General features: G+C 72.7%; 27 protein-coding genes. 15 read left to right on the forward strand and 12 right to left on the reverse strand.

The features are described 5' to 3' along the window. Positions 1-111: 111 nt before the first annotated feature. The 7 genes from ACIBR0_RS03420 to ACIBR0_RS03450 form a co-directional block, all read right to left on the reverse strand. Positions 112-279 carry a hypothetical protein gene (locus tag ACIBR0_RS03420; RefSeq protein WP_186832171.1) on the reverse strand — a complete coding sequence of 56 codons (168 nt, stop codon included), beginning with the start codon at positions 277-279 and terminating at the stop codon, positions 112-114. A gap of 38 nt (positions 280-317) precedes the next feature. Continuing rightward, positions 318-923, reverse strand: a complete 606-nt coding sequence (locus ACIBR0_RS03425) for a hypothetical protein (RefSeq protein ID WP_396712487.1) — start codon at positions 921-923, stop codon at positions 318-320. Positions 924-1,023: 100 nt separating this feature from the next. Beyond that, positions 1,024-1,338, reverse strand: coding sequence for an ArsR/SmtB family transcription factor (locus tag ACIBR0_RS03430; protein WP_396712488.1), 315 nt, complete (start codon positions 1,336-1,338; stop codon positions 1,024-1,026). A gap of 37 nt (positions 1,339-1,375) precedes the next feature. Then, complete coding sequence (locus tag ACIBR0_RS03435; RefSeq protein WP_396712489.1) at positions 1,376-2,248, reverse strand: metal ABC transporter permease; 873 nt, start codon at positions 2,246-2,248, stop codon at positions 1,376-1,378. A 2-nt stretch (positions 2,249-2,250) separates the two neighbouring features. Further along, positions 2,251-3,012 carry a metal ABC transporter ATP-binding protein gene (locus ACIBR0_RS03440; RefSeq protein ID WP_396712490.1) on the reverse strand — a complete coding sequence of 254 codons (762 nt, stop codon included), beginning with the start codon at positions 3,010-3,012 and terminating at the stop codon, positions 2,251-2,253. Beyond that, positions 3,009-3,965 carry a metal ABC transporter substrate-binding protein gene (locus ACIBR0_RS03445; protein WP_396712491.1) on the reverse strand — a complete coding sequence of 319 codons (957 nt, stop codon included), beginning with the start codon at positions 3,963-3,965 and terminating at the stop codon, positions 3,009-3,011. Before ACIBR0_RS03445 ends, ACIBR0_RS03440 begins: the two co-directional genes overlap by 4 nt. 54 nt (positions 3,966-4,019) lie before the next feature. Further along, positions 4,020-4,277: a hypothetical protein gene (locus ACIBR0_RS03450; RefSeq protein ID WP_357041759.1), complete on the reverse strand. Its 258-nt coding sequence runs from the start codon at positions 4,275-4,277 to the stop codon at positions 4,020-4,022. 27 nt (positions 4,278-4,304) lie between these two features. Between ACIBR0_RS03450 and ACIBR0_RS03455 the strand changes: the two genes are divergently transcribed. From ACIBR0_RS03455 to ACIBR0_RS03465, 3 genes are all read left to right on the forward strand, one after another. Further along, complete coding sequence (locus tag ACIBR0_RS03455; RefSeq protein WP_396712492.1) at positions 4,305-4,646, forward strand: antibiotic biosynthesis monooxygenase family protein; 342 nt, start codon at positions 4,305-4,307, stop codon at positions 4,644-4,646. 24 nt (positions 4,647-4,670) lie between these two features. Continuing rightward, complete coding sequence (locus ACIBR0_RS03460) at positions 4,671-5,249, forward strand: hypothetical protein (protein WP_396712493.1); 579 nt, start codon at positions 4,671-4,673, stop codon at positions 5,247-5,249. Between the two features lie 115 nt (positions 5,250-5,364). Further along, positions 5,365-6,744: a glycine--tRNA ligase gene (locus ACIBR0_RS03465; RefSeq protein WP_396712494.1), complete on the forward strand. Its 1,380-nt coding sequence runs from the start codon at positions 5,365-5,367 to the stop codon at positions 6,742-6,744. 77 nt (positions 6,745-6,821) lie between these two features. Here ACIBR0_RS03465 and ACIBR0_RS03470 read toward each other — a convergent pair whose 3' ends face one another. Beyond that, positions 6,822-7,793 carry a hypothetical protein gene (locus ACIBR0_RS03470; RefSeq protein ID WP_396712495.1) on the reverse strand — a complete coding sequence of 324 codons (972 nt, stop codon included), beginning with the start codon at positions 7,791-7,793 and terminating at the stop codon, positions 6,822-6,824. A gap of 178 nt (positions 7,794-7,971) precedes the next feature. On the opposite strand from ACIBR0_RS03470, the gene dusB reads away from it, so the two are divergent. Continuing rightward, positions 7,972-9,144 carry a tRNA dihydrouridine synthase DusB gene (gene dusB, locus ACIBR0_RS03475; RefSeq protein ID WP_396712496.1) on the forward strand — a complete coding sequence of 391 codons (1,173 nt, stop codon included), beginning with the start codon at positions 7,972-7,974 and terminating at the stop codon, positions 9,142-9,144. Between the two features lie 125 nt (positions 9,145-9,269). Here dusB and ACIBR0_RS03480 read toward each other — a convergent pair whose 3' ends face one another. Further along, positions 9,270-10,991: a beta-N-acetylhexosaminidase gene (locus ACIBR0_RS03480; RefSeq protein ID WP_396712497.1), complete on the reverse strand. Its 1,722-nt coding sequence runs from the start codon at positions 10,989-10,991 to the stop codon at positions 9,270-9,272. 315 nt (positions 10,992-11,306) lie between these two features. On the opposite strand from ACIBR0_RS03480, the gene ppdK reads away from it, so the two are divergent. Then, entirely contained in the window at positions 11,307-14,015 is a 2,709-nt protein-coding gene (ppdK, locus tag ACIBR0_RS03485) for a pyruvate, phosphate dikinase (RefSeq protein WP_396712498.1), read from the forward strand. A gap of 139 nt (positions 14,016-14,154) precedes the next feature. On the opposite strand, the gene ACIBR0_RS03490 is transcribed toward ppdK, so the two are convergent. Further along, positions 14,155-14,643: a roadblock/LC7 domain-containing protein gene (locus ACIBR0_RS03490; protein WP_396712499.1), complete on the reverse strand. Its 489-nt coding sequence runs from the start codon at positions 14,641-14,643 to the stop codon at positions 14,155-14,157. A 210-nt stretch (positions 14,644-14,853) separates the two neighbouring features. Between ACIBR0_RS03490 and ACIBR0_RS03495 the strand changes: the two genes are divergently transcribed. The 7 genes from ACIBR0_RS03495 (at position 14,854) to ACIBR0_RS03525 (ending at position 22,634) form a co-directional block, all read left to right on the forward strand. Next, on the forward strand, positions 14,854-15,207 hold the full coding sequence (locus tag ACIBR0_RS03495; protein WP_396712500.1) for a VOC family protein: 354 nt from the start codon (positions 14,854-14,856) through the stop codon (positions 15,205-15,207). Then, positions 15,204-16,487, forward strand: coding sequence for a deoxyguanosinetriphosphate triphosphohydrolase (locus tag ACIBR0_RS03500; protein WP_396712501.1), 1,284 nt, complete (start codon positions 15,204-15,206; stop codon positions 16,485-16,487). The genes ACIBR0_RS03495 and ACIBR0_RS03500 overlap by 4 nt, the downstream gene beginning before the upstream one ends. A 5-nt stretch (positions 16,488-16,492) precedes the next feature. Beyond that, positions 16,493-17,329 carry a siderophore-interacting protein gene (locus ACIBR0_RS03505; protein WP_357030747.1) on the forward strand — a complete coding sequence of 279 codons (837 nt, stop codon included), beginning with the start codon at positions 16,493-16,495 and terminating at the stop codon, positions 17,327-17,329. 93 nt (positions 17,330-17,422) lie between these two features. Then, complete coding sequence (locus ACIBR0_RS03510) at positions 17,423-19,063, forward strand: BCCT family transporter (protein ID WP_396712502.1); 1,641 nt, start codon at positions 17,423-17,425, stop codon at positions 19,061-19,063. A gap of 70 nt (positions 19,064-19,133) precedes the next feature. Further along, positions 19,134-21,029, forward strand: coding sequence for a DNA primase (gene dnaG, locus ACIBR0_RS03515; protein WP_396712503.1), 1,896 nt, complete (start codon positions 19,134-19,136; stop codon positions 21,027-21,029). Position 21,030: 1 nt separating this feature from the next. Next, a complete protein-coding gene (locus ACIBR0_RS03520; protein WP_396712504.1) occupies positions 21,031-21,567 on the forward strand; it encodes a hypothetical protein in 537 nt (178 codons plus the stop codon). Positions 21,568-21,701: 134 nt separating this feature from the next. Continuing rightward, positions 21,702-22,634 carry an ABC transporter ATP-binding protein gene (locus ACIBR0_RS03525; protein WP_396712505.1) on the forward strand — a complete coding sequence of 311 codons (933 nt, stop codon included), beginning with the start codon at positions 21,702-21,704 and terminating at the stop codon, positions 22,632-22,634. A 164-nt stretch (positions 22,635-22,798) separates the two neighbouring features. On the opposite strand, the gene ACIBR0_RS03530 is transcribed toward ACIBR0_RS03525, so the two are convergent. After that, a complete protein-coding gene (locus tag ACIBR0_RS03530) occupies positions 22,799-23,026 on the reverse strand; it encodes a flavin reductase (protein ID WP_396712506.1) in 228 nt (75 codons plus the stop codon). Continuing rightward, a complete protein-coding gene (locus ACIBR0_RS03535) occupies positions 23,026-23,244 on the reverse strand; it encodes a hypothetical protein (RefSeq protein WP_396712507.1) in 219 nt (72 codons plus the stop codon). The genes ACIBR0_RS03530 and ACIBR0_RS03535 overlap by 1 nt, the downstream gene beginning before the upstream one ends. 228 nt (positions 23,245-23,472) lie before the next feature. On the opposite strand from ACIBR0_RS03535, the gene ACIBR0_RS03540 reads away from it, so the two are divergent. From ACIBR0_RS03540 to ACIBR0_RS03550, 3 genes are all read left to right on the forward strand, one after another. Next, positions 23,473-24,261 carry a Scr1 family TA system antitoxin-like transcriptional regulator gene (locus tag ACIBR0_RS03540; RefSeq protein WP_396712508.1) on the forward strand — a complete coding sequence of 263 codons (789 nt, stop codon included), beginning with the start codon at positions 23,473-23,475 and terminating at the stop codon, positions 24,259-24,261. Continuing rightward, the gene (locus tag ACIBR0_RS03545; RefSeq protein WP_396712509.1) at positions 24,252-24,443 is read left to right on the forward strand and encodes a DUF397 domain-containing protein; all 192 of its coding nucleotides are present in this window, start codon (positions 24,252-24,254) and stop codon (positions 24,441-24,443) included. The genes ACIBR0_RS03540 and ACIBR0_RS03545 overlap by 10 nt, the downstream gene beginning before the upstream one ends. Before the next feature lie 312 nt (positions 24,444-24,755). Beyond that, entirely contained in the window at positions 24,756-25,556 is an 801-nt protein-coding gene (locus ACIBR0_RS03550) for an ABC transporter permease (RefSeq protein ID WP_396712825.1), read from the forward strand. Positions 25,557-25,567: the final 11 nt, after the last annotated feature.

Genomic DNA, 25,567 nt, shown 5'->3' on the forward strand with positions numbered 1-25,567 from the left:
TCGCGCGGATGAGCGTCATACCTGTCCGTCATGAATATGACGGGCAGGTATGACGCACGCGAGGGCATCTGGCCGGGACCGGTGGCCTGCCGCGTCGGGGCCGGGGCCGGGTCAGCGGGAGACGGCCCAGGCCAGCACCGCCGCCAGGATCAGCCCGTTGAGCACGGCCAACCCGAGGTACGCCGCCGGCGGGATCTTGCGGCCCTGTCGGACGAACGTGAGGAGGAAACCGGCGTAGCCGAGCAGCAGGACGGCGATGACGACGAGGAAGAAGAACACCCGACGACCTTAGCGACCGCCGAGGGGGCCCGGGCGGGTCACCGACCGTCGCGCAGGCCGAGTTGGCGCAGCTCCAGGGCGGCCAGCGCGTCGACGGTCGCGTCGTCGCCCCGCCGCCACGCCTCGGCGACGTCCGGCCCGATGCCGGTGAGCCTGCCCAACGGCTGGGTCGCCAGTGCCCGCAGGGCGAGCAGGTCCCGTCCGGCGGGCGCGGCGGCCAGCTTCGCGGCGGACCCGGCGCGGCGCATCCAGCGCAGCCGCAGCGGCAGCCAGCCGAACAGCACCAGGCCGAGGGGGAACACGAGGAACGTGCCGGCCAGGGCGAGGGCGAGCTGGTCGACCAGTTCCTGCTGGTCCCGGCCCGCGTCGGCCAGGGAGCGGGCCGCGTCGGCGGCCCGTTCGAACGGCGCGGTCAGCTCGTCGCCCACCAGCGGCACCCGGCCGACCTTGCCGCCGGCCTCGCCCAGGTTGTCGGCCAGGCCGGTCCCGGCGCCCTCCAGCTTCTGTCCGGGTACGGCGAGCTTCTGCACCAGGTCGTGCAGCCACAGCGCACCGCGCACCGCCGCGTACACCCAGGCGACGACGAGCAGGTCGGTGATCATCTGTCGGACGGCGGTCGGGAAGCGATCGGCGTAGATCTTCACGCCGGACAGCGTGTCACGGCGGTGCGGTGCGGGGCACCCCGCGCACGCATGTTAGGAAGGGGCCCTTTTACCACGCCAGGCGTTAAGAGGGGGCCCTTCCTTACACAGCGATGCCGGGGGAGCCCTCCCCGGCGTGGTCGACGGCGTCGGCCACGATGTGCGCGACGTGCTCGTCGACCAGGGTGTACGCGATCTCCCGGCCGCGCCGGGACCCGCGCACCACGCCGGCACCGCGCAGCACCCGCAGGTGCTGGGAGACCAGCGGCTGCGGCGCCCCCAGCTTGTCGACCAGCTCGTGGACGCAGCGCTCCCCGTCGGCCAGCTCGCTGACGATGGCCAGCCGGATCGGTGCCGAGAGCGCACGCAGCAACTCGCTGGCACCCTCGAACGCGTCGTAACCTGACCCGCTGCTCACGCTGTAACGGTAACCAATCTCGTCGGCAACGCGCTGATCAGGATCGGTGCAGGACGACCTCGTGCGGCTCGGTGACCGGCGCGGCGGCCGGGACGGTCCGGCGACGCAGCACCCGCCAGACCGCCGCGGCGATCGCGACGACCCCGAACGAGGCGATCGCCATCAGCACCACCGACGCGCCCGGGGCGGTGTTCGCGGTGGCCGCGACCCAGACGCCGGAGGCGGCGGCGAACAGGCCCAGCGTCATGGCGGCGGTCATGGTGCTGCGGAAACCCCGGGTCACCTGCTGGGAGGCCGCGACCGGCACCACCATCAGGGCGCTGATGAGCAGCACGCCGACCGCCTGCATGGCGATGGTGACGGTGACCGCCGTGGCGACCGCGAGCAGCAGGTTGAGCGTCCGCACCGGCAGGCCGGAGACCCGCGCGTACTCCTCGTCGTGGCAGACCGCGAAGAGCGCCGGGCGGAGCGCCAGCATCGTCACCAGGATCACCACGCCGAGCACCACGATCGTGATCAGGTCGGCGGGCTGGATCGTGACCAGCGACCCGAAGAGGTACGCGGTGAGGTTGGCGCTGGTGCTGTCGGAGAGCCCGACCAGCATGACGCCCCCGGCGATACCGCCGTAGAACAGCAACGCGAGCGCCAGGTCACCGGAGGTGCGCCCCCGGGCACGGACCAACTCGATGGTGATCGCGCCGAGGCTCGCCACGATCACCGCCACCAGCACCGGTGACTGCTTGAGCAGCAGGCCGGCGCCGACGCCGGTCAGCGCGACGTGGCCGATCCCGTCACCGATCAGCGCCAGCCTCCGCTGCACCAGGTAGATGCCGAGAGCCGGGGCGGCCAGGCCGATGACCAGCGCGGCGATCAGGGCACGCTGCATGTAGGGGTACTGGAAGAGTTCCATGGTCAGCTGCTCCACAGCCCGGCGGGCTCGTCGGGGCCGTGCGGGTGCACGTGGTCGTGGTCGGGCTCGGCGTGGTGGCCGGCGGGCTCGGGGACCGCGCCGTCGTGGACGATCCCACCGGCGTGCACGACGACCGCGCGACTGATCAGCGGTCGCAGCGGGCCCAGCTCGTGGGCCACCAGCAGGACCGTGCCCCCGCCGCCGACGAAGTCGCGCAGCGCACCGGCGAACGCCTCCTGACTCTCCGCGTCCACCCCGGCGGTCGGCTCGTCGAGGACGAGCAGCTCCGGCCGGCCGGCCAGCGCGCGGGCGATCAGAGTGCGCTGCTGCTGCCCGCCGGAGAGGGTGGCGACCGGGTCGCGGTCGCGGTCGGCCAGGCCCACGGCGTGCAGCGCCGCGTCGACGGCGTCGCGGTCGGCGGCGCCGGCCGGGCGCAGTACGCCCCGTCGGGCGAGCCGGCCGGAGGCCACCACCTCGCGGACCGTGGCCGGTACGCCGCTGCCGGCGCCCAGCCGCTGCGGGACGTACCCGATGCGGTGCCACTGGCGGAACCGCCGCAACGGGCGGTCGAAGAGGGTGACCGACCCGGAGCTGAGCGGCACCAACCCGAGGACGGCACGGATGAGCGTGGACTTCCCGGAGCCGTTGGCGCCGAGCAGGGCGACCACCTCGCCGGTGATCACCGTCAGGGAGACGTCACGCAGCACGGGGCGGCCGTCGTAGCCGACCAACCCGTGCGTGACAGTGATGACAGGGGATGTCACGAGCAGCTCAACGCCGTCCTCAGGCTCGCCAGGTTGGTACGCATCACCGAAAGGTAGTCTCCGCCGTCGTCGGTCGACAGCCCTTCGATCGGATCCAGCACGGCGGTCTTCGCGCCGACCTGGCCGGCGATGGTCTCGGCGACCTTCGGGCTGACCAGCGTCTCGAAGAAGATGGTGGTGGCCTTGTGCTCCCTGGCCTCCTCGGCGACCTCGGCCAGGCGCTGCGGCGACGGCTCGTTCTCCGGGCTGAGGCCGGTGATGCCGATCTGCTCCAGCTGGTAGCGCTCGGTCAGGTACCCGAAGGCCGTGTGGCTGACCACGATCTCGCGGCGCTGGCAGGTCTTCAGCCCGGCGGTGAACTCGCCGTCCAGCTTCTCCAGCTCCGTGCGGAGCTCCCTCGCCCGGTTCGTGTACTCGGCGGCCCGGTCCGGGTCGGCCCTGCCGAGCCGCTCGGCCAGCGCGTCGCCGACGGTGGCCAGGCGGGTCGGGTCCAGCCAGAGGTGCGGGTCCTTGCCGCCGGTCTCCTCCTTGTGCCCGGGCTCCTCGCCCTCGCCCTCGTGGTGGTGGGCGTCGGCCGCGGCGTCGCGCAGCGGCTGCACGGTGGCCACGTCGAAGGCGCGGTCCTTGGCGTTCTGCTCGACGGCCTCGTCGACCTGCGGCTGGAAGCCGGCGAGGTAGACCACCATCTCCGCCTCGACGACGTCGCCGACCTGGCCCGGGTTGAGCTCCACGTCGTGCGGCTCGGCGCCCGGCTTGACCAGGTTGGTGACCGTCACCGCGTCGCCGCCGATCCGCTCGGCGAGGAACTGGAGCGGGTAGAAGGCGGCCACCACGTCGACCCGCTGCGGGTCGGCGCCGGCGGCCTCGTTGTCGGAGCAGGCGGTGACGCCGCCCAGGGCGAGCAGGGCGGTCGTCGCCGCGGCCAGGGCGCGCGGTGCGGTGCGGTTGTTCATGTCGTCAACTGTCCGCGCGAACGACAATGATTGTCAAAAACGCATGCTTGCATGTCAGAGCAGCTTCGCCAGCCCCGCCGCCACCAGCAGGGTCAGTATCACCAGCCGGATCATCCGCGTCCCCGGCGTCTGGACCGACCAGGTCGTCACCAGCAGCGCGGCCACCCCCGCCGCCAGCAGGAGGGTGAACAGGCCACCGACCACGCCGGGCGTGAAGAACGCGACCAGCACCAGCACCAGGGTGACCAGGAACACCGTCGTCGGGTTCGCCCGGGCCAGCCGGGCCGCGATCGGGCTCTGCGTACGCTGCATCCCACAGACTCTACGAGGAGGAACCCGGTGCTGGTGACCAACCGGTTCGTGGTCGACGTCGATGTCGCCGACGACTTCACCGCGCGGGCGCACGCCGCCCTCGCCGCCCTCGCGGCCCGACCCGGGTATTTGCGCGGCCAGCTGGTGCGGGCCCTCGACGACCCCCGCCACTGGTGCCTGGTCACCGAGTGGGAGTCCGTCGGCACCTACCGCCGGGCCCTGGGCGGCTTCGACGTCAAGATCACCGCGGTCCCGCTGCTCGCCGAGTCGGTCGACGAGCCGTCCGCGTACGAGGCGTTGGCCAGCGCCGCTCCCGGCGGGGACGTCGTGGTGGCTCCGAGCGATCGGGCCTCTGCCCCTTACCGTTGAGCCCCGGGGCACTACCCTGCTCTCATGAGCGCTCCCGGACCGGCGGCCCCCTCGCCGTACCCCCCGCTGCCCGGCCAGGACGGCGGCGCGCGACCCCCGGTCGTGCCCGGTCCACCCACGGACCCGGCGGTTCCCGTCCCCCCGGCCGGCCCCGGCGTCGCGCCGCCGTTCGCGGCGCCGCCCACCGAGGGCCGCAACACCCGGCTCTGGCTCGGGCTCGGCGCCGGCGCGCTCGCCCTCCTGCTCTGCTGCGGCGGTGGCGGGGCGGCCGTGGTGGGGCTCGCCGTCACCGGCGTCCAGGCGGTCGAGGAGCAGGGCCGGCGCGCGTCCCAGGACTACTACCAGGCCCTGGTGGAGCGGAAGTACGGCGCCGCGTACCAGCAGCTCTGCGAGTCCGCGCAGCGGCGCGAGTCACGGCGGGACTTCGAGCGCCGCGTCGCCGACGAGCCGCAGGTGGCCGACTACCGCGTCGGCGAGGTGGACACCACGACGCTCACCGTGCCGGTCGACGTCACCTACACCGGCGGGGACCGCGACCGCCAGCAGGTGACCCTGGAGCAGGACCAGCAGACGGGTGCCATGGAGGTCTGCGCGATCAGCTGACCCTGCCCCCCGGTATTCTGCTGGGCTCGGGGCCCTGCTGGTCGTACCGTTGTCCCGAACTGTTCGTTCCATCCCACTGTGTCCCCGCCGGCCGCCAGCCGGCGTAGGAGGAAACATGCCAGCCGACCGTATCGACGCCGTCGTCAGCCTCGCCAAGCGCCGAGGCTTCGTCTTCCCCTCCAGCGAGATCTACGGAGGCACCCGGTCGGCGTGGGACTACGGTCCGCTCGGCGTGGAGCTCAAGGAGAACGTCCGCCGCCAGTGGTGGAAGACGATGGTCCAGCAGCGTGAGGACGTCGTCGGCCTCGACTCCGCGGTCATCCTGGCCCGCAAGGTCTGGGAGGCCTCCGGCCACATCGCCGAGTTCGTCGACCCGCTCACCGAGTGCCAGTCGTGCCACAAGCGGTTCCGGGCCGACCACCTCGAAGAGGCGTACGAGGCCAAGCACGGCAAGCCGCTCACCTCGCTGTCCGAGCTGAACTGCCCGAACTGCGGCAACAAGGGCACCTTCACCGAGCCGAAGATGTTCAACGGCCTGATGAAGACCTACCTCGGCCCGGTGGAGAGCGAGGAGGGCCTGCACTACCTGCGCCCGGAGACCGCCCAGGGCATCTTCGTGAACTACAACAACGTGGCGACCGCCGCGCGGAAGAAGCCGCCGTTCGGCATCGCGCAGACCGGCAAGTCGTTCCGCAACGAGATCACCCCGGGCAACTTCATCTTCCGCACCCGGGAGTTCGAGCAGATGGAGATGGAGTTCTTCGTCGAGCCGGGCACCGACGAGGAGTGGCACGAGTACTGGCTGCGGGAGCGCTGGAACTGGTACCTCGACCTCGGGCTCTCCGAGGAGAACATGCGCTTCTACGAGCACCCCAAGGAGAAGCTCTCCCACTACTCGAAGCGCACCGTCGACATCGAGTACCGCTTCCAGTTCGGCGGCACCGAGTTCGCGGAGCTGGAGGGCATCGCCAACCGCACCGACTTCGACCTGTCCACGCACAGCAAGCACTCCGGCGTGGACCTGTCCTACTTCGACCAGACCAAGAACGAGCGCTGGACGCCGTACGTGATCGAGCCGGCCGCCGGCCTCACCCGCGCGGTGCTGGCCTTCCTGCTCGAGGCGTACGACGTGGACGAGGCGCCGACCACCAAGGGCAAGATGGAGGAGCGCACCGTCATGCGCTTCGACCCGCGGCTCGCCCCGGTCAAGGTGGCGGTGCTGCCGCTGTCCCGCAACGAGGCGCTCTCGCCGAAGGCGAAGGACCTCGCGGCGCAGCTGCGCAAGCGCTGGGTGGTGGAGTTCGACGACTCGCAGGCGATCGGCCGCCGCTACCGGCGGCAGGACGAGATCGGCACCCCGTTCTGTGTGACGGTCGACTTCGACACGTTGGACGACAACGCCGTGACCGTCCGGAACCGGGACACCATGGCCCAGGAGCGCGTCTCCCTGGACCAGGTGGAGCGCTACCTCATCGAGCGCCTCCCCGGCTGCTGAGCTGTAAGGAAGGGCCCCTTCTTAACGCCTCAGGTAGAGGAGGGGCCCCCTCTTAACGCCGCCGCCGATGATGCCGCCTACGACGCCGACGGTGCCGCGACCGATTCGACCCGCACCCCGGTCACGGCGCCGGCACCCGCCCGGGACGCGTACGCGTCCTCCACCATCCGGCGGACCCGGACCGGATCGCGTCGCAGCTGGGCCGGCGTGAAGTGGAGGATCAGGATGCCGTGCCGGCTCAGTTCGTTGTGCCGGTCCAGCGTCCGGGTCCAGTCGGCGGGGCTGAAGTGGTACTCCTGCGAGTCCACCTCCAGCGCCACCGCGGCGTCCGCCAGGTAACCGTCCGGCGTCGGAAGGACCCCGCCCTCGCCGGTCCGCAGGCGCGGATTCCACAGGATCTCCGGCAACACGACGCTGCCACCGAGGCATTCCCGCAGCTCGGCCTCGGGCGCCGACCGCGTGCCGGCGGCCACCTCCGAGAACGCCTTCCGGATCAACGCCGTCCGACTCCGCCGTGCCCGGCGGATCTCCTCGTCGAGGGTCGCCAGGTCGGTGAATCCGCGCTGGATGACCTCCCCGACCATTGCCCGTACCGGACGAAGCTGGCGCAGGCCGCGCGCCGCGTCCACCACGGCTCGCGCTGGCGAGCACACCGCGTAGAGCGACGTCCGCCGGGCCCGAGGATCAAGGGCCAGGGCCCGCGCGACCACGGCATGACCGGCGGATGCGCGCCGCGCGTGGTGCGGCACGATCAGGTGTACGTCCTCGGTACGCGGGCTCTGCCGGAAGCCGTACCAGATCAACGCGGCCAGTCCGGTGACCTGCGCGTCCGGCCCGGCGTAGAGCGCGGCGGAGATCCGCCGCTGCTCGTCGGTGAGGGTGCCGGTCACCAGCGCGTACGTCGCCGGCAGCACCCGCTGCCAGAGGCCCCGCCGGGTCTGCCGGTACAGGTACATGTCGTCGAAACCGGCGGCCAGGAGCTGGGCGCGGGTCATGATCTGCTGCTGCCGTTCCACCGTGTCGGCGAACTCGGGCGGTTGTTCACGCATGCGCCGCAGCATCGGTCCTCGACCGGTTCACGTCCGCCCTGCGGGACCGGCCTGTGGACGGCCGGCGCCGCTGTGGAGAACCCCCGCAGGGCACGTCGGATGTGATATGCGCCGTGTTAACAGGGGGCCCTTCCTCTGCACGAGGCGTTAAGCGGGGGCCCTTCCTTACACTTGGGCGGTGACTGCGACGACCGCTCCCGTGCTGCGCCCGTTGACCATCGGGCGGCACCTGGTGTCGCCGCCGGTCGTCCTGGCGCCGATGGCCGGGATCACCAACGTCGGGTTCCGCCAGCTCTGCCGTGAGCAGGGCGGCGGCATCTACGTGTGCGAGATGATCACCACGGTCGCGCTGGTCGAGCGGAACCCGAAGACGCTGCGCATGATCGCCTTCGGCGAGAACGAGCAGCCGCGCAGCCTCCAGCTCTACGGCACCGATCCGGAGGTCACCGCCGCCGCCGTGCGGATCGTGGTCGAGAAGAACCTCGCCGACCACATCGACCTCAACTTCGGCTGCCCGGTCCCGAAGGTGACCCGCAGGGGCGGCGGCTCGGCGCTGCCGTGGCGGCGGCGGCTCTTCGCCCGGCTGGTGAAGGCCGCGGTGGACGCCGCGTCACCCGCCGGGGTGCCGGTCACCGTCAAGATGCGCAAGGGCATCGACGACGACCACCTGACGTACGTCGAGGCGGGCCTCGCCGCCCAGGACGCCGGGGTGGCGGCGGTCGCCCTGCACGGTCGTACGGCCGCACACCGCTACTCGGGCACCGCCGACTGGGACGCGATCGCCACGCTGAAGCAGACGCTCGACGTGCCGGTACTCGGCAACGGCGACATCTGGGAGGCCGACGACGCCCTGCGGATGGTGGCGCACACCGGCGTGGACGGGGTGGTGATCGGCCGGGGCTGCCTGGGCCGCCCGTGGCTGTTCGCGGACCTGGAGGCCGCGTTCGACGGGCGTCCCGAGCGGCGGCTGCCCAGCCTCGGCGAGGTCGCGGCGACCATGCGCCGGCACGCCGAACTGCTCGTCGACCAGTTCACCGCGGGCGCCCGGACGCCGGCCCGGGGCGAGCGGGACGGCTGCACCGACTTCCGCAAGCACGTCGCCTGGTACCTCAAGGGCTTCCCGGTCGGCAGCGAGCTGCGCCGGTCGCTCGCCATGATCGAGAGTCTCGCCCAGCTCGACGACCTGCTCGGCAAGCTCGACCCGACGGTCCCGTTCCCGGTGGAGACGCTGGGTCAGCCCCGCGGCCGGACCAACTCGCCCGGCAAGGTACACCTGCCCGACGGGTGGCTGGCCAGCCGCGACGACGACACGGTGCCCGAGGGCGCCGAGCTGGACGACTCCGGCGGCTGACGCGGGTGCGCGGCGGCGCGGCGGTGCGCGGCGGTGCGCGGCGGCGCGCACAACTTCGGGGAAAGTGCCCCCTCGATCCGCGCCGAGGCGGCAACTTCCCCGAAGTTGCTGTCGCCGGCCGGCCCTCACGCTCGGGTGCGGTCGGCGGTCGGTGTGCGCGGGGCGGGCACGACGGCCGGCGTTGCTGGCCAGGGGATCTCGGGGGAGCGGTGGAAGACGATTCCCGCCGCGTCCCACCAGGCGCCGTGTCCGGCCAGTCGCTCCCGGAACCCGGCCCAGTCGTGCGTGGCACGGGGTGACCAGCCCAACTCGGCGATGGCCGGCAGGCGGGGGAAGAGCATGAACTCGATCTCCGCGCGGGAGGTCACCGACTCGGTCCAGAGGGGTGCCTCCACCCCGAGGATGGCGTCCGCCGGTACGCCGGCCAGGTGCGCGCCCGGGTCCCAGTCGTACGCCCGGTGCACGTCGACCAGGCCTGCCCAGTCGTGCCCGATCGGGGTGTCCGGGGCGTACTTCATGTCGAGGTAGGCGTGGTTGCCCGGGGAGAGGACGACCCGTGCGCCCCGGCGTACCGCGTCGGCGGTCACCGGGTCGTCGCCGGTCGTGCCCCACCACTGGAGCACCCGTCCCGGCGCGTGGGCGGCGGGGGCGATCTGGTGCCAGCCGACCAGGGTCTTCCCCAGGCCGGCCACGATCCGCTGGACCCGCTCGACGAAACCGGCGTACGCGGCGGCCGGCACCTTGAACGCCTCGTCGCCGCCGATGTGCAGGAACGGTCCGGGGGTGAGCGCCGCGATCTCACCGAGCACGTCCGCGACGAAGTCGTACGTCCGCTCGCTGGCCGGGTCGACGTAGCTGAAGCCGACCTCGGTGCCGGTGTACGGCGGAGGCGTGGCCCCGTCCGGCGCCAGTTCCCCGTACGCGGTCAGCGCCGCGTTGGTGTGCCCGGGCAGGTCGATCTCCGGCACCACGGTGACGTGCCGGGCCGCCGCGTACGCGACGATGCGGCGGTAGTCGTCCCGGGTGTAGTGCCCGCCGGGTCCGCCACCCACCTCGGTCGCCCCGCCGACGGTGGCCAGCCGGGGCCAGGAGTCGACGGCGATCCGCCAGCCCTGGTCGTCGGTGAGGTGCAGGTGCAGGTGGTTGAGCTTGTACCGGGCCAGGTGGTCGATCACCCGCAGGACGTCGGGGACGCCGAAGAAGTGGCGTGCGACGTCGAGCATCGCGCCCCGGTACGCGTACCGGGGCCGGTCGACGATCGTGCCGCCGGGGACCACCCACCGCTCGGGGACCGGGGTCGGGCTCTCGAGCGCCGCCGGGAAGAGTTGACGGAGGGTCTGCACGCCGTGGAGGAGCCCGGCCGGGGCGACGGCGGTGATGCGAACGCCGGTGCGGGTGACGTCGAGCCGGTAGCCCTCGTCGCCGAGGGGGCCGGTCGGATCAATGACCGGCAGGCCGGAGCCGGTGGTGGGCGCGCCGGAGAGGGTGAGCACCAGTGGGCCGTCCGGCGCCACGTCGGCGGCCTCGGCGACCGGCAGCGGGTAGCCGGTCGCGGGACGCAGCAGCTCGGCGAGCTGGGCGGCGACCGCGCGGGCGCCCGGGTCGGCCCCGACCCGCACCGCCGCGTCCTCGGGCAGGACGAAGTCGGCGGTCGTGTCCGGGGCGACGTGTTCCGGGGCGGGCACCACGTCACCCAGCCGGACCGGCGCGGGCGGGGCGAGCAGCTCGCCCGCTCGCTGGAGGGCGGTCCGCGCCAGGTCGGCCGCGGTCGCTCCGGAGGAGGAGAGGCGAGCCGGATCGAGGGGGTCGGGACCGGTCTCGGGGCGGGCGGCGGGGGTGGTGGGCACGGCGACGACTCCGGGGGGTGTATTCGCGCGGAATATGGCAAAAGTCAGGTTCGTCAAAACCAGTGCCGTCAAGAGTACGAGGGGATTCGGGATTGCGTGATCGTGCGCATGGAAGCGTTCCCAAAAACCGGTACGGACGCGGACAGTGGTGACGGTTGTGCCGATTGTCACCGACCATTCCAAGCTGCGCGATGTTCGCTTAACCTTCGCCCACCGAACGTCGACCACTCCGGGATTACCGGAGGTCGGTCCCGGGGTATGTGCGAACTGAACCTTCGTTAAGTGTCAATTTCCGGCGCGCGTGGGAGGCTGACGGTGGCAGGGCAACAGGCGGTGGAGCACAAGTACGTCTACGACTTCTCCGAGGGCAACAAGGACCAGAAGGACCTGCTCGGCGGCAAGGGGGCCAACCTGGCCGAGATGACCAACCTCGGCCTGCCCGTCCCGCCCGGGTTCACCATCACCACCGAGGCCTGCAAGGCGTACCTCAGCACGGGTGAGGAGCCGGCCGGGCTCGGCGACCAGATCTCCGCCCGGCTGGCCACCCTGGAGAGCGCGATGGGCAAGCGCCTCGGCGACCCCGACGACCCGCTGCTGGTCTCGGTCCGCTCCGGCGCGAAGTTCTCCATGCCCGGCATGATGGAGACCGTCCTCAACGTCGGCCTCAACGACCGCTCCGTCGTCGGACTGAGCGCACAGGCCGGCGGCAACGACCGTTTCGCCTGGGACTCCTACCGTCGCCTGATCCAGATGTTCGGCAAGACGGTCTGCGAGGTCCCCGGCGAGGAGTTCGAGCACGCGCTCGACGACGTCAAGCGCGCCAAGGGCGTCACGAACGACCTGGACCTCGACGCGGACGACCTGCGTGGTCTTGTCGACGCGTACAAGAGGATCTTCAGCAAGCACACCGGCCGGGAGTTCCCGCAGGAGCCGCGCGAGCAGCTCGACCTCGCCATCCACGCCGTCTTCGAGTCGTGGAACGCCGATCGCGCCGTGCTCTACCGCCGGCAGGAGCGCATCCCGGCCGACCTCGGCACCGCCGTCAACGTGGTGGCGATGGTCTTCGGCAACCTCGGCCCGGACTCCGGCACCGGCGTGGCCTTCACCCGGGACCCCGCCAGCGGCGCCCAGGGCATCTACGGTGACTACCTGGCCAACGCCCAGGGCGAGGACGTCGTCGCCGGCATCCGCAACACCGTGCCGTTGCAGGAGCTGGAGCAGCTGGACAAGAAGTCCTACGACGAACTGCTCAGCATCATGGCCCGGCTGGAGGAGCACTACAAGGATCTCTGCGACATCGAGTTCACCATCGAGCGCGGCAAGCTGTGGATGCTCCAGACGCGGGTCGGGAAGCGGACCGCCGCCGCCGCGTTCGTCATCGCCGGCCAGCTCGTCGACGAGGGCCTGATCGACCTGGACGAGGCGCTGCACCGGGTCAACGGCGCACAGCTCGCCCAGCTGATGTTCCCCCGGTTCAAGCTCGACCACGAGTTCCAGCCGGTCGCCAAGGGCATCGGCGCCTCACCCGGCGCGGCGGTCGGCAAGGTCGTCTTCACCTCGGCTCGGGCGGTGGAACTGGCCGCCGAGGGCGAGTCGGTGATCCTGGTCCGGCGGGAGACCAACCCCGACGACCTGAACGGCATGATCGCCGCGCAGGGCATCCTCACCTCCCGCGGCGGCAAGACCAGCCACGCCGCCGTGGTGGCCCGGGGGATGGGCAAGACCTGCGTGTCCGGCGCCGACGACCTGGACATCGACATTCCGGGGCGGAAGTTCGTCGTCGGCGGGCAGACCGTCTCCGAGGGCGACGTCGTCTCCATCGACGGGACCACCGGCAAGGTCTTCCTCGGCGAGGTGCCGGTCATGCCGTCGGAGGTGGTGCAGTACTTCGAGGGCAGCCTCGACCCGGCGCACATCGACAACGCGCTGGTCCGCGCCGTACACCGGATCATGACCCACGCCGACGGCAAGCGGCGCCTGCGGGTACGGACGAACGCCGACACCGGCGCGGACGCGGCCCGGGCCCGGCGCTTCGGCGCCGAGGGCATCGGCCTGTGCCGGACCGAGCACATGTTCCTCGGCGACCGCAAGGAGCTGGTGGAGCGGCTGATCCTGGCCCGCGACGGGAAGGAGCGGGACGACGCGCTCGCCGCGCTGCTGCCGTTGCAACGCGCCGACTTCGTCGAGATCTTCCGGGAGATGGACGGCCTGCCGGTCACCGTCCGGCTGATCGACCCGCCGCTGCACGAGTTCCTGCCGCCGCTGGAGCAACTGGCGGTGAACGTGGCCGTCGCCCAGGAGCGCGGCGAGGACGTCGCCAAGGAGGAGGCGCTGCTCTCCGCCGTCCGCCGGATGCACGAGCAGAACCCCATGCTGGGCCTGCGCGGCGTCCGTCTCGGGCTGGTCATCCCGGGCCTGTTCGCCATGCAGGTCCGCGCGATCGCCGAGGCCGCGGTGGAGTGCGCGAAGCAGGGCGTACGGTCCTGCCCGGAGATCATGGTCCCGCTGGTCGGGGCCGTGCAGGAGCTGGAGACGGTACGCTCCGAGGCCGAGAAGATCATCGCCGAGGTGACCCGGGAGCAGCCGGTCGACGTGCTGATCGGCACCATGATCGAGGTGCCCCGGGCCGCGCTGACCGCCGGCCAGATCGCCGAGGCGGCGCAGTTCTTCTCCTTCGGCACCAACGACCTCACCCAGATGGGCTGGGGCTTCTCCCGCGACGACGTCGAGGGTGCGTTCTTCTGGCGCTACCTGGAGCTGGGCATCTTCGGCATCTCACCGTTCGAGTCGATCGACCGCGAGGGCGTCGGCCGGCTGGTGCGGATCGCCACCGAGGAGGGCCGGGCGGCCCGGCCGGGCCTGAAGATCGGCGTGTGCGGCGAGCACGGCGGTGACCCCGAGTCGGTGCACTTCTTCCACGAGGTGGGCCTGGACTACGTCTCCTGCTCGCCGTTCCGGGTGCCGGTCGCGCGGCTGGAGGCCGGTCGCGCGGTGGTGGAGACGGGCGGCTCCGACAGCCGCTGACGACCGCGGCGTACGACAGGCGGCGGCGGGCCCGGGGGAGCGGGCCCGCCGCCGCCTGTCGTGCCGGCGGTCGCGGGGCCTCTGGGCCGGGGTCCGGTCAGTCCTGTCGTGCCGCCGGCGCTGCCGTGCCGGGGCGGGCTCAGATCGGGGGGCGGCGCCAGGTGTGGTGCGGCGCCCGGCGGGGGAGGCTCGCCATCGGCGTGCGGACCGCCAGCGTGGCGTGGGCCTGCGGCAACGGCGTCGCCCCGACCCGCCCGGTGCCCCGGTCGAGTGCGGAGCCGGCCCGGGACGCCACGGCCCGGGCGTCGTCGTGCAGCGACTCCAGATCGGTCTCCGGTGTGGTGACCAGGGTCAGCAGGGCGTTGCGGCCGGCCGGGTAGGTCACCACGGCCCCGGCGTCGGTGCGGACCACCGACTCCCTGAAGCCGCCCTGCCGGACGGTGTCGGCCACCCGGTGGCCCAGCCCGAAGCTGGCCGCCGCCAGCGCGGCGAGGTGGGTGGCGTCGGTCGCCGGCAGGTCGCTGGAGATGAGCAGGCCGTCGGTGCCGGCCAGCACGCTCCCGGCAACCTCCGGGCGGCGTCGGCGCAGCCTGCGCAGCTCCGTTCCCACCATGGTGTCCACGTCCACGAGCGATCCCTCTCCCACCGGTCGGGCTTCCCAGGTTGGTGACGATGCGCGCCGGGAACGTTACCGGGCGCCATGGCGGCTGGCGAGCCCGTAACCCTCGGCGATCGGGCGACAACTCCCGACTGAACGGAGGGTTGTCAGTCGCCCGGACGCCGTCGGCCGGCGCGGCGCCGGCGCGCCGGTCACACCCGTCCGGCGTAACCTGACGGCATGAGCAGCGCCTGGGAGAGCCTGACCGTGGACGCCCAAGACCCGGCCCGACTGGCCCGCTGGTGGGCCGAGGCGCTCGGCTACCAGGTGGTCACCGAGAAGCCGGACGAGGTCGAGATCCGTCCGGCCACCGACCGCGTGCCCGGCCTCGTCTTCGTGCCGGTGGCCGCCGGCAAGGAGGGCAAGAACCGGCTCCACCTCGACCTGCGCCCCGACGACCAGGAGGCCGAGGTGGAGCGGCTGGTGGACATGGGCGCCCGGCACGTCGACATCGGCCAGGGCAGCGTGGGGTGGACGGTGCTCGCCGACCCCGAGGGCAACGAGTTCTGCGTCCTGCGGCAGCGTGGGGATTGACCGTCCGGCCCGCTGACCCGGACGCCGACCGGTGGGTCGCCGAGCCGCCGAAGGACACCGGCCACGGCCGCTCGCCGTACGAGCGGGACCGGGCCCGGGTGCTGCACTCCGCGGCGTTCCGGCGGCTCGCCGCCAAGACCCAGGTGCACACCGCCGGCACCGACGACTTCCTGCGTACGCGGCTGACCCACTCGCTGGAGGTCGCGCAGATCGCCCGGGAGATGGGCGCCCGGCTGGGCTGTGACCCGGACCTGGTGGACACCGCCGGGCTCGCCCACGACCTGGGCCACCCACCGTTCGGGCACAACGGCGAGGACGCGCTGGACGCCCTCGCCGCCTCCTGCGGCGGCTTCGAGGGCAACGCGCAGACCCTTCGGGTGCTCACCCGCCTGGAGGCCAAGGTGCTCGCGCCGGACGGCGCCTCCGCGGGGCTCAACCTCACCCGGGCGTCGCTCGACGCGGTCAGCAAGTACCCCTGGTCGCGTCAGCCGGGGGAGCGGAAGTTCGGGGCGTACGCCGACGACCTGCCGGTCTTCACCTGGCTGCGGGCCGGCGCGCCCGCCGGCCGGCGGCGCTGCCTGGAGGCCCAGGTGATGGACTGGGCCGACGACGTGGCGTACTCGGTGCACGACGTCGAGGACGGCATCCACGGCGGGTACGTCTCGCTCGGTCCCCTGCTCACCGACCCGGACGAGCGGGCGGCGCTCTGCGCCGACGTGGCCGCCACCTACTCCGGCGAGTCCCCGGCCGACCTCGGCGCGGTGCTGCTCGACCTGCTCGCCGACCCGGTGCTCGCCCCGCTCGCCGGGTACGACGGCAGCCACCGGGCGCAGGCCGCGCTGAAGACGACCACCAGCGTGCTCACCGGCCGCTTCGTCACCGACGTGGTGGCCGCCACCGAGGCGGACTTCGGTCCCGGCCCGCACCGTCGGTACGCCGCCGACCTGGTGGTGCCGAGGGAGATCCGGGCGCGCTGCGCCCTGCTCAAGGGCATCGCCCTGCGGTACGTGATGCGTCGCCCCGGCGCCCGTGGACGCTACGAGCGGCAGCGGGAGATCCTGGCCGGGCTGGTCGGCGTGCTGGCGGACCGGGCGCCGGACGGGCTGGACGAGGTCTTCGCCCCGCTGTGGCGGGAGGCGGCCGACGACGGTGCCCGGCTGCGGGTGGTGATCGACCAGGTCGCCTCGCTCACCGACCCGGCCGCCGTGGCCTGGCACGCCCGCCTCGTCGGGGGTGGGGCGCCCGCCGATGGCCCCGACCAGCAACTTAGGCTAGCCTAACCAGCATGACGGAGCGCCCGAAGAAGATCACGACCGCCCGGGTGGTACGCACCGAGCGGCCCACCCCGCACGTGATCCGGCTCGTGCTGGGCGGTGCGGAACTGGTCGGCCTGCCGGTCGGCGAGTTCACCGACCACTACATCAAGATCGTCTTCCCGGTGCCGGGGGTCGACTACCCGGCCCCGATGGACCTCGCGGCGATCCGTCGTGACCTGCCGCCCGCGCACTGGCCCCGGCTGCGCGCGTACACCGTGCGGGCCTTCGACCCGCTGGCCGCCGAGATGACCGTCGACGTGGTGCACCACGGCGACGAGGGGCTCGCCGGACCCTGGGCAGCCGCGCTGCGCCCCGGCGACGAGGTGCACTTCACCCGGCCCGGCGGCGCGTACGCCCCGAGCCCGGACGCCGACTGGCACCTGCTGGTCGGCGACGAGAGCGCCCTGCCGGCCATCGCCGCCGCCCTGGAACGTCTCCCCGCCGGCGCGCCGGCCGTGGCGCTGGTCGAGGTCGACGGACCGGCCGACGAGCAGCCCCTGCCCAGCCCCGGCGCGGTACGGCTGACCTGGCTGCACCGCGGCGCCCGCCCGGTCGGCGAGGCCCTCGTCGAGGCGGTTCGCGAGCTGGACTTCTCCGCCGGTGACGTGCACGCGTTCGTGCACGGCGAGGCGACCTTCGTCAAGGAACTGCGCCGGCTGCTGCGCGTCGAGCGGGGCGTGCCGCGCGAGCGGCTGTCCATCTCCGGGTACTGGCGGCGGGGCCTGGACGACGAGGGCTGGCGCGCCACCAAGCAGGACTGGAACCGGCAGGTCGAGGCCGAGGAGACCGCCGCCCTGCCGGCCTGAGGCCAGCTCCGACCCCCGACCGTAACGGGTGGCCTTTGGGCCGAACCCCGTCGCGCCCTCCCGTCGCCCCCGCAGGATGGGCAGGGGGTGACGATGAGCGAGCAGGTGCGGGAACGGGCGGGCCGCCCGGAAGGGTCCGTCGACCGGACGGTGCTGGTGCTCGGTGTCGGCGGTGTGCTGGCCGTGGTGGCCTGGGGCGTCCTCGCCCGGCGTTCGCTCGCCGGCGTCGGCGAGTCCGGCCTGGCCTGGGCGATCGACACCTTCGGGTGGTTCTTCGTGTTGGCCGCCGACGCCTTCCTGGTGCTGGCCGTCGTGATCGCGGCGAGCCGGTTCGGGCGGATCCGCCTCGGCGCCGACGACGACGAGCCGGAGTTCAGCTCGCTGGCCTGGATCGCGATGATGTTCAGCGCCGGCATGGGGATCGGTCTGGTCTTCTTCGCGGTCGCCGAGCCCATCCAGCACTACGCGACACCACCCCCGGCGGTGAACGTGGAGCCGCAGACCGGTGCGGCCGGCGCCGCCGCGATGCAGTACACCCTGTTCCACTGGACCCTGCACCCGTGGGCGATCTACGCCGTGGTGGCGCTCGCCCTGGCGTACTCGACCTTCCGGAAGGGCCGGGAGAACCGCATCTCCGCCGCCTTCCGCCCGCTGCTCGGCGACCGGGCCGATGGCGCCGCCGGCCGGGCCGTCGACCTGCTGGCGGTGTTCGCCACGGTCTTCGGCTCGGCGACCAGTCTCGGGATCGGGGCGCTCCAGGTCGCCGCCGGACTTGACCTGGTGGCCGGTGTCCCGGGCAGCACCGCCGTGGAACTGGTCGTCATCGGCGCGCTCACCCTCGCCTTCGTGATCTCCGCCTTCTCCGGGCTGCATCGCGGGATCAAGTGGCTCTCGACGACGAACGTGGTGCTCGCGGTGCTGCTGATGCTCTTCGTCTTCGTGGTCGGGCCCACCATCTACACGCTGGAGGTGCTGCCCGCCGCCGTCGGCGACTACCTCAGCAGCCTGGTCTTCATGTCCACGCGGACCGGCGCCTTCTCCGACCCGGCGTGGCTCGGCTCCTGGACCATCTTCTACTGGGCCTGGTGGATCTCCTGGGCGCCCTTCGTCGGCACGTTCATCGCCCGCATCTCCCGGGGGCGGACGGTCCGGCAGTTCCTGGTCGGGGTCCTGCTGGTGCCCAGCGGCGCCAGCGCGGTCTGGTTCGCCGTGCTCGGCGGCAGCGCGCTGCGCGCCCAGGCCACCGGCACCCGGGACCTGGTGGCGGACGCCGGCGCGGGCGCCGAGCAGGCCCTCTTCGGTCTGCTCGACGCCCTGCCGCTCGCCGGTCTGACCAGCGTCCTGGCCATGGTGCTGATCGCGTTCTACTTCGTGACCAGCGCCGACTCCGCGTCGCTGGTGCTCGGGTCGCTGACCTCGCGCGGCGCGCTGCGCCCGCACCGGCTCCTGGTGGTGCTCTGGGGCGTGCTGATCGGCGCGGTCGCCGCCGTGCTGCTGCTGGTGGGCGGGCTGGGCGCGCTGCAACAGGCGACGATCCTGGTGGCGCTGCCGTTCGTGGTGGTGATGCTCGGCCTGGCCGTCGCGCTGGTCCGGGACATGTCGCGGGACCCGGCGGTCAACCCGCCGCGGCCGGGCCGCCGCCACGGCCTCGCGGAGGCCGTACGCGCCGCCCGGTCCTACGCCGAGGAGGATCCGCCGCCGATCCGCCGCTACCTCCGCCGCCGGCCCCGGTGAACCGTCCGCGTAGCGGTGGCCGCCACACGCGGCGTCCCCGCGCGGCGGAACGTCGGTCCGGCAGGGCAGGATGTACGCCGAGGAGGTGGCGACCATGGCGGGGCGGATCCGGGACGAGGACATCGCGCTGGTCCGTGAGCGCACCTCGATCGCGGAGGTCATCTCCGACACGGTGACCCTCCGGTCGGCCGGCGGCGGCAACCTCAAGGGGCTGTGCCCGTTCCACGACGAGAAGAGCCCGTCGTTCAACGTCTCGCCGGCCCGCAACGTCTTCTACTGCTTCGGCTGCGGGGTCGGCGGCGACGCGATCAAGTTCCTGATGGACGCCGAGCACCTCAGCTTCATCGACTCGGTCGAGCGGCTCGCCGCCCGCGCCGGGATCCAGCTGCGCTACGTCGAGTCCGACCACACCACGCCGCGCGCCCGGCCCCAGCAGGGGCAGCGGCAGCGGCTCGTCGCCGCGCACGCCGCCGCCGTCGAGTTCTACCGGGCGCAGCTCACCACGGCCGGCGCCCGTCCGGCACGGGAGTTCCTGGCCCGGCGCGGCTTCGACCGGGCCGCCGCCGAGCGCTACGGCTGCGGGTTCGCCCCGGACGGCTGGGACCTGCTGACTAAGCACCTGCGCCAGCAGGGCTTCACCCACGACGAGCTGGTCACCGCCGGGCTGTCCCGGCCGGCCCGCTCGGGCAGCCTCATCGACCGGTTCCGCCGCCGGCTGCTCTGGCCGATCCGCGACCTCACCGGCGACGTGATCGGCTTCGGCGCCCGCAAGCTCTTCGACGACGACGACGGCCCGAAGTACCTGAACACCCCCGAGACGCCGATCTACAAGAAGTCGCACGTCCTCTACGGCATCGACCAGGCCAAGCGGGAGATCGCAAAGCAGGGCAAGGTCGTGGTGGTCGAGGGCTACACCGACGTGATGGCCTGCCACCTGGCCGGGGTGCCCACCGCCGTGGCCACCTGCGGCACGGCCTTCGGCGCCGACCACATCGGGGTGCTGCGCCGCCTGCTCATGGACACCGACGCGGTGGCCGGGGAGATCATCTTCACCTTCGACGGGGACGCCGCCGGGCAGAAGGCCGCCCTGCGCGCCTTCGACGACGACCAGCGCTTCGTCGGGCGTACCTTCATCGCGGTCAGCCCGGACAACATGGACCCGTGCGAGCTGCGCCTGGCCAAGGGCGACCTGGCGGTCCGCGACCTGGTCGCCCGCCGTGAGCCGCTGGTCGACTTCGCCCTGCGGCACGTCATCGGCCGCCACGACCTGGACACCGTCGACGGCCGGGTGGAGGCGATGCGCCGGGCCGCGCCGCTGGTGGCCAAGATCAAGGACCGGGAGAAGCGCCCGGAGTACGTCCGCAAGCTCGCCGGCGACCTCGGCATGGAGATCGAGCCGGTGCAGCGGGCGGTGCTCGCCGCCGGCAACGCCCCGCCGTCCGGGCGTGGTGCCGAGGCCGCGCCGCGTCCTGCCCGCGCCGAGCCGGTCGTGGACAGCCCGCAGGCGATGGTCGAGCGGGAGGCGCTGAAGCTCGCGCTGCAGGAGCCGGTGCTGGCCGGGCCGATGTTCGACACGGTCGAGGCCCCGGACTACCGCCACCCCGTCCACGTGGTGGTCCGCGAGGCGATCGCCGCGGCGGGCGGGGCTGCGGCGGCTGCCGGCGGGGCGGTCTGGATCGAGTCGGTCCGCGACGCCTGCGCCGACCTGGCCGCCCGGGCGCTCGTCGGCGAACTGGCCGTGGAACCGCTGCGGATCGACGGCGAGCCCGACCCGCGGTACGTGTCGATCACCATGGCGCGCGTCCAGTGGGGTTCGGTGACCGGCCGGATCAAGGACCTGAAGTCCCGGATCCAGCGGATCAACCCGGTCAACAACAAGGACGAGTACTTCGCCGCCTTCGGTGAGCTGCTGTCCCTGGAGCAGCACGCCCGAGCGTTGCGGGAGCAGGCCGCGGGAGGGCTCTGAGATGGGACTGTTCAGCCGGAAGCCGAAGCTGCCGCCTGCCGACCGTCCGCCGCTTCAGGCCGATGAGCGCGTGCTCGCCTGGGCCGCCGCGGGCAACGGCGAGGGGGACGGGGTGGTGGTGGCCACCAACCTCGGTCTCTGGCTGCCGGGGCGGGGCCACCGCCTGGGGTGGCACGACCTGCACAAGGCCGTCTGGTCCGGCCGGGAGCTGACGGTCACGCCCGCCGAGCGGGTCGCCGAACGCGACGGCTACCTCGTGGTGGCGGACAGCCCGGCCGAGACCTACCTCCTGCTCGACCCGGGGGAGCTGCCGCACCAGGTGCGGGCCCGGGTGACCCGCTCGGTGGCGTACACCCAGCAGCACCCGGTGCCCGGCGGCGCCGGCCGGATCGCCGCGCGGCGCGTGCCCGGCGTGGACGGGGTGACCTGGACGGTGCGGTTCGAGCCCGGGACGCCCGCCGACGACCCGGAGGTCCTCGCGGAGACCGACCGCCTTGTCGCCGCCGCCCGAACCGCCACGACGTCGGGCGACGCCTGAGGCGGCCCTCGGCCGGCGTGATCGGTGACGGCTGGGCAGCACACCGGCCGGCGTGTCGTACCGGTGGCGCGTCAGCGATCGGGTGGGCCGATAACTCGGTGGGGAGTGTCGGGGGTGGTCGCTAGGGTTTCGGGGTGACCATGGCTCAACCACTCATCCAGGCTCGGGGGCTGGTGAAGCGGTTCGGCGACTTCACCGCCGTCGACGGCATCGACGTCGAGGTGCGCTCCGGCGAGGCGTTCGGCTTCCTCGGGCCCAACGGCGCCGGCAAGTCCTCCACCATGCGGATGGTCGGCTGCACCTCCCCGCCCACCGGCGGCGAGCTGCGCATCCTCGGCATGGACCCGGTCCGGGACGGGCCGGCCATCCGGGCCCGACTCGGCGTCTGCCCCCAGCTCGACAACCTCGATCCCGAGCTGACCGTGCGGGAGAACCTGACCACCTACGCGCGCTACTTCGGCATCCCGCGCCGGGTGGCCCGCGCCCGCGCGGCGGAGCTGCTCGACTTCGTGCAGCTCACCGAGCGCGCCGACAGCAAGGTCGAGCCGCTCTCCGGTGGCATGAAGCGCCGGCTGACCATCGCCCGCGCGCTGGTCAACGAGCCGGAGATCGTGCTGCTCGACGAGCCGACCACCGGCCTCGACCCGCAGGCCCGGCACCTGGTGTGGGAGCGGCTGTTCCGGCTGAAGCAGCAGGGCGTCACCCTGGTTCTCACCACGCACTACATGGACGAGGCGGAGCAGCTCTGCGACCGGCTCGTGGTGATGGACGGCGGGCGGATCGTCGCCGAGGGCTCGCCCCGCGCGCTGATCGAGCAGCACTCCACCCGTGAGGTGGTGGAGCTGCGCTTCGCCGCCGAGTCGCAGGAGCCGTTCGCCGGCAAGCTCGACGGGCTGGGGGAGCGGGTCGAGGTCCTGCCCGACCGGATCCTGCTCTACGTGCCGGACGGCGACGCGGCGGTGGCCGAGGTGTCCGCGCTCGGGTTGACGCCGGCCAACGTGCTGGTCCGACGCAGCAGCCTGGAGGACGTCTTCCTGCACCTCACCGGCCGCACCCTGGTCGACTGAGGTGAAAGGAAGGGCCCCCTGTTAACGCCTGGCGTGGTACAGGGGCCCCTTCCTCACACCCACCCGCCGGCCGGTCCGAGTACACGCCGGCGCGGGCGTGCTGCTGCTCGCCTACGCGCTCCGGTCGCTGCTCCGCGCGGTTCGCGGCTGACCGGCCGTGTCCGTCACCGCGCCCGCGCCCAGGTCAGGAAGCGGTCGGCCAGCCCGTCCGATTCGGTGAGGTCATCGGTGGCCTCGTACAGCAGCGCGCCGAGGTAGATCAGCAGGCCCGTCCGGTTCTCGCGGTACTCGGCGAGCAGCGCCAGCCGGGCCGGTGAACAGGGCCACGCGGCACCGCACACCCGGCAGCGCCAGGACGGGCGCGCCGCCACGTGCGGGCGGTAGCGCGGCATCAGCGGGTGCCCTCCTCGGACCGGCGCGGCGACGGCAGCCAGGTGCCCCCGTTCGCCCGCCACTCCTGCGCCCGCGTCAGCCGCCCCGGGCGTCCGGGGGCGTCGGTCGGGAAGACCTCCGTCGGCGCGGTCGCCCACGCCGGGCGCGCGTGGGGCGTACGGCGGGGGAGCGGGGCGGGCGGCGTCGAACGCCGGCAGCGCCAGAACTTCAGTCGCATGCGGTGAGCCTCCGTCGTCTGGAGAGGGGCGCCCGGGACCTCGTTGTCGCCGGACGCCCCCGGCCTGGTCCCGCCCGCCGTCCGATCCCGTGAGCGGTTCCGCTGCGTGACAGTCTGCTGAGGACGCGACTACGGTGGGAGGTCCCGCGCGCCGACGACCAGCGCGTACGGCGGCCCGACCCCGGGCGGTACGAGGATGTACGGAGGCTGTCCGTGGAACGATCGTCCATGCTGGACCACTTCGCGGAGGAGTTGCGGCTGGCCCGGGTCACCACCGGCATGTCGCAGACGGCGCTGGCCGAGGCGCTGAGCTACTCGGGCGCGCTGGTGGCGAAGGTGGAGACGTGCGAGCGGCGGCCGAGCGTCGACTTCGCCCGCCGCTGTGACGCGGTCTTCGGCGCGGACGGTCGATTCGAACGGATCCAGAGGCGGATCAGCCGGGAGACCGTGGTGCCGTGGTTCCGCGACTGGGCCGGCATCGAGCAGGAGGCGACGGCCCTGCGGACCTACGAGCCGCTCTATGTGCCGGGTCTCCTCCAGACGGAGAGTTACGCTCGCGCCATTCTCGTGGGGGCTGGGTTGTTCGCGACGGACGAGATCGAGCAGCAGGTCGCTGCGCGGCTGGACCGCCAAGCGGTGTTTACCCGGGAGCGACCCCCGCTGCTCAGTGTGGTTGTCGATGAGTATGTGCTTCGGCGCTGCATCGGCAAGCCACCCGTGATGCGTGAGCAGCTCTGCCACCTGGTGAAGGTTGGTTCGACGCTGCCTCGGGTCAGAATCCAGATCGTGCCGACCTCGGCCGGAGCCTATGCTGGCCTCGACGGCCCTTTTGTCATCGCCACCTCGTCTGCTGGCGAGGACGTTGTTTACCTGGACGGGCAGCGGCATGGGCAGGTGATCGACCGTTCTGAGTACCTGCGGCAGATGGTCGAGGTTTGGGAGTCGATCAGGGGTGAGGCACTATCGCAGCAGCAGTCCCTCGACCTGATGACGGAAGTGGCGGAGACATGGATCTGACGCGCGCCCGGTGGCGCAAGAGCACCCGCAGCAACGGCAGCGGCGGTAACTGCGTGGAGGTTGCCGACAACCTTTCCGGCGTGGTTGCCGTACGTGATTCGAAGGACCCGGCCGGACCGGCGCTGACCTTCGCGCCCGGTTCCTGGCGCGTCTTCGTCGCCGCGTTGCCCGCCCGCCCCTGAATCGGCGCGCGGCACCCGACTCGGCGCGTCCCTGGCCCATCCGGCTTTTGATCCACTCGCTTTCCCTGACATCGGGGTATCCCCGGTCGCCGGATACCCCGGTGTCAATGACGTCGAGTGGATCAAGGGCGGGCGGACCCTCCCCGTCGGGTTCGGCTCATCCCGAACGTGCGGTGCGGGAGCCGACCCGTCCCGCCCGGAATAGCGGCGACAGGGCAGCCGCGTCGCCGTAGGGTGGCCCGGGTCTGTCGTACCCCTGGGGTAGGAAGGCCGTGGTGGTCGGCGCGGGAGAGACGGGGGTGTCGGGTGAGCGTGACGCAGCAGGCGCGGGAGCGGGCCCGGCCGCCGTTGCCGCGCGTGCCGGCGGTGGCGGTGCTCGCGCACTACCTGGTCGGTTACCGACGGACCTGGCGGGCGGGGGTCTTCTCCTCCTTCCTGCTGCCCGTGCTGACCGTTGTCGGGTTCGGCCTGGGGGTCGGCGCCTACATCGACCAGGGCGTCGGCGGGGTGCGCTACTTCGACTGGATCGTCGGGGGCCTGCTCGCCTCGACCGCCCTGCAGGTGGCCATCGGCGAATCCACGTGGCCGGTGTTCAGCAACTTCCGGTGGATCAAGACGTACTTCGCGCAGAGCGCGGCGCCGCTGCGGGTGGGTGACGTGCTCGGCGGGCACCTGGCCTTCGTGGTCTTCCGGGTGCTCTCCTCCATCGCCGCGTTCCTCCTGGTCACGGCGCTGTTCGGGGCGGTGCACTCGCCGTGGGCGCTGGCCGTCCTCCCGGTCGTGGCACTGCTCGGCCTGGCCGTGGCCGCACCGACCTTCGCGTACGCGGCGCTGGTGGACAGCGACAGCTGGCTGGCGATGCTGTTCCGCTTCGCGGTGATCCCGATGACGCTGTTCGCCGGGGTGTTCTTCCCGGTCGAGTCGCTACCGGCGGTGCTGCGGTGGCTGGCGTACGCGACGCCCCTCTGGCACGCCGTCGACCTGTGCCGGGCGGCCACGTTGGGCGTGGCTCCCCAGTGGTCGGTCGCCGGTCACCTGCTCTACCTCGCGGTGTGGGCGCTGGGCGGCTGGTTGCTGGCCCGCCACACGTTCCGCCGCCGGCTCGTGGTCTAGGGGAGGATGTC

This window comes from Micromonospora sp. NPDC049497 (genome assembly GCF_044465805.1).
Lineage (GTDB): Bacteria > Actinomycetota > Actinomycetes > Mycobacteriales > Micromonosporaceae > Micromonospora.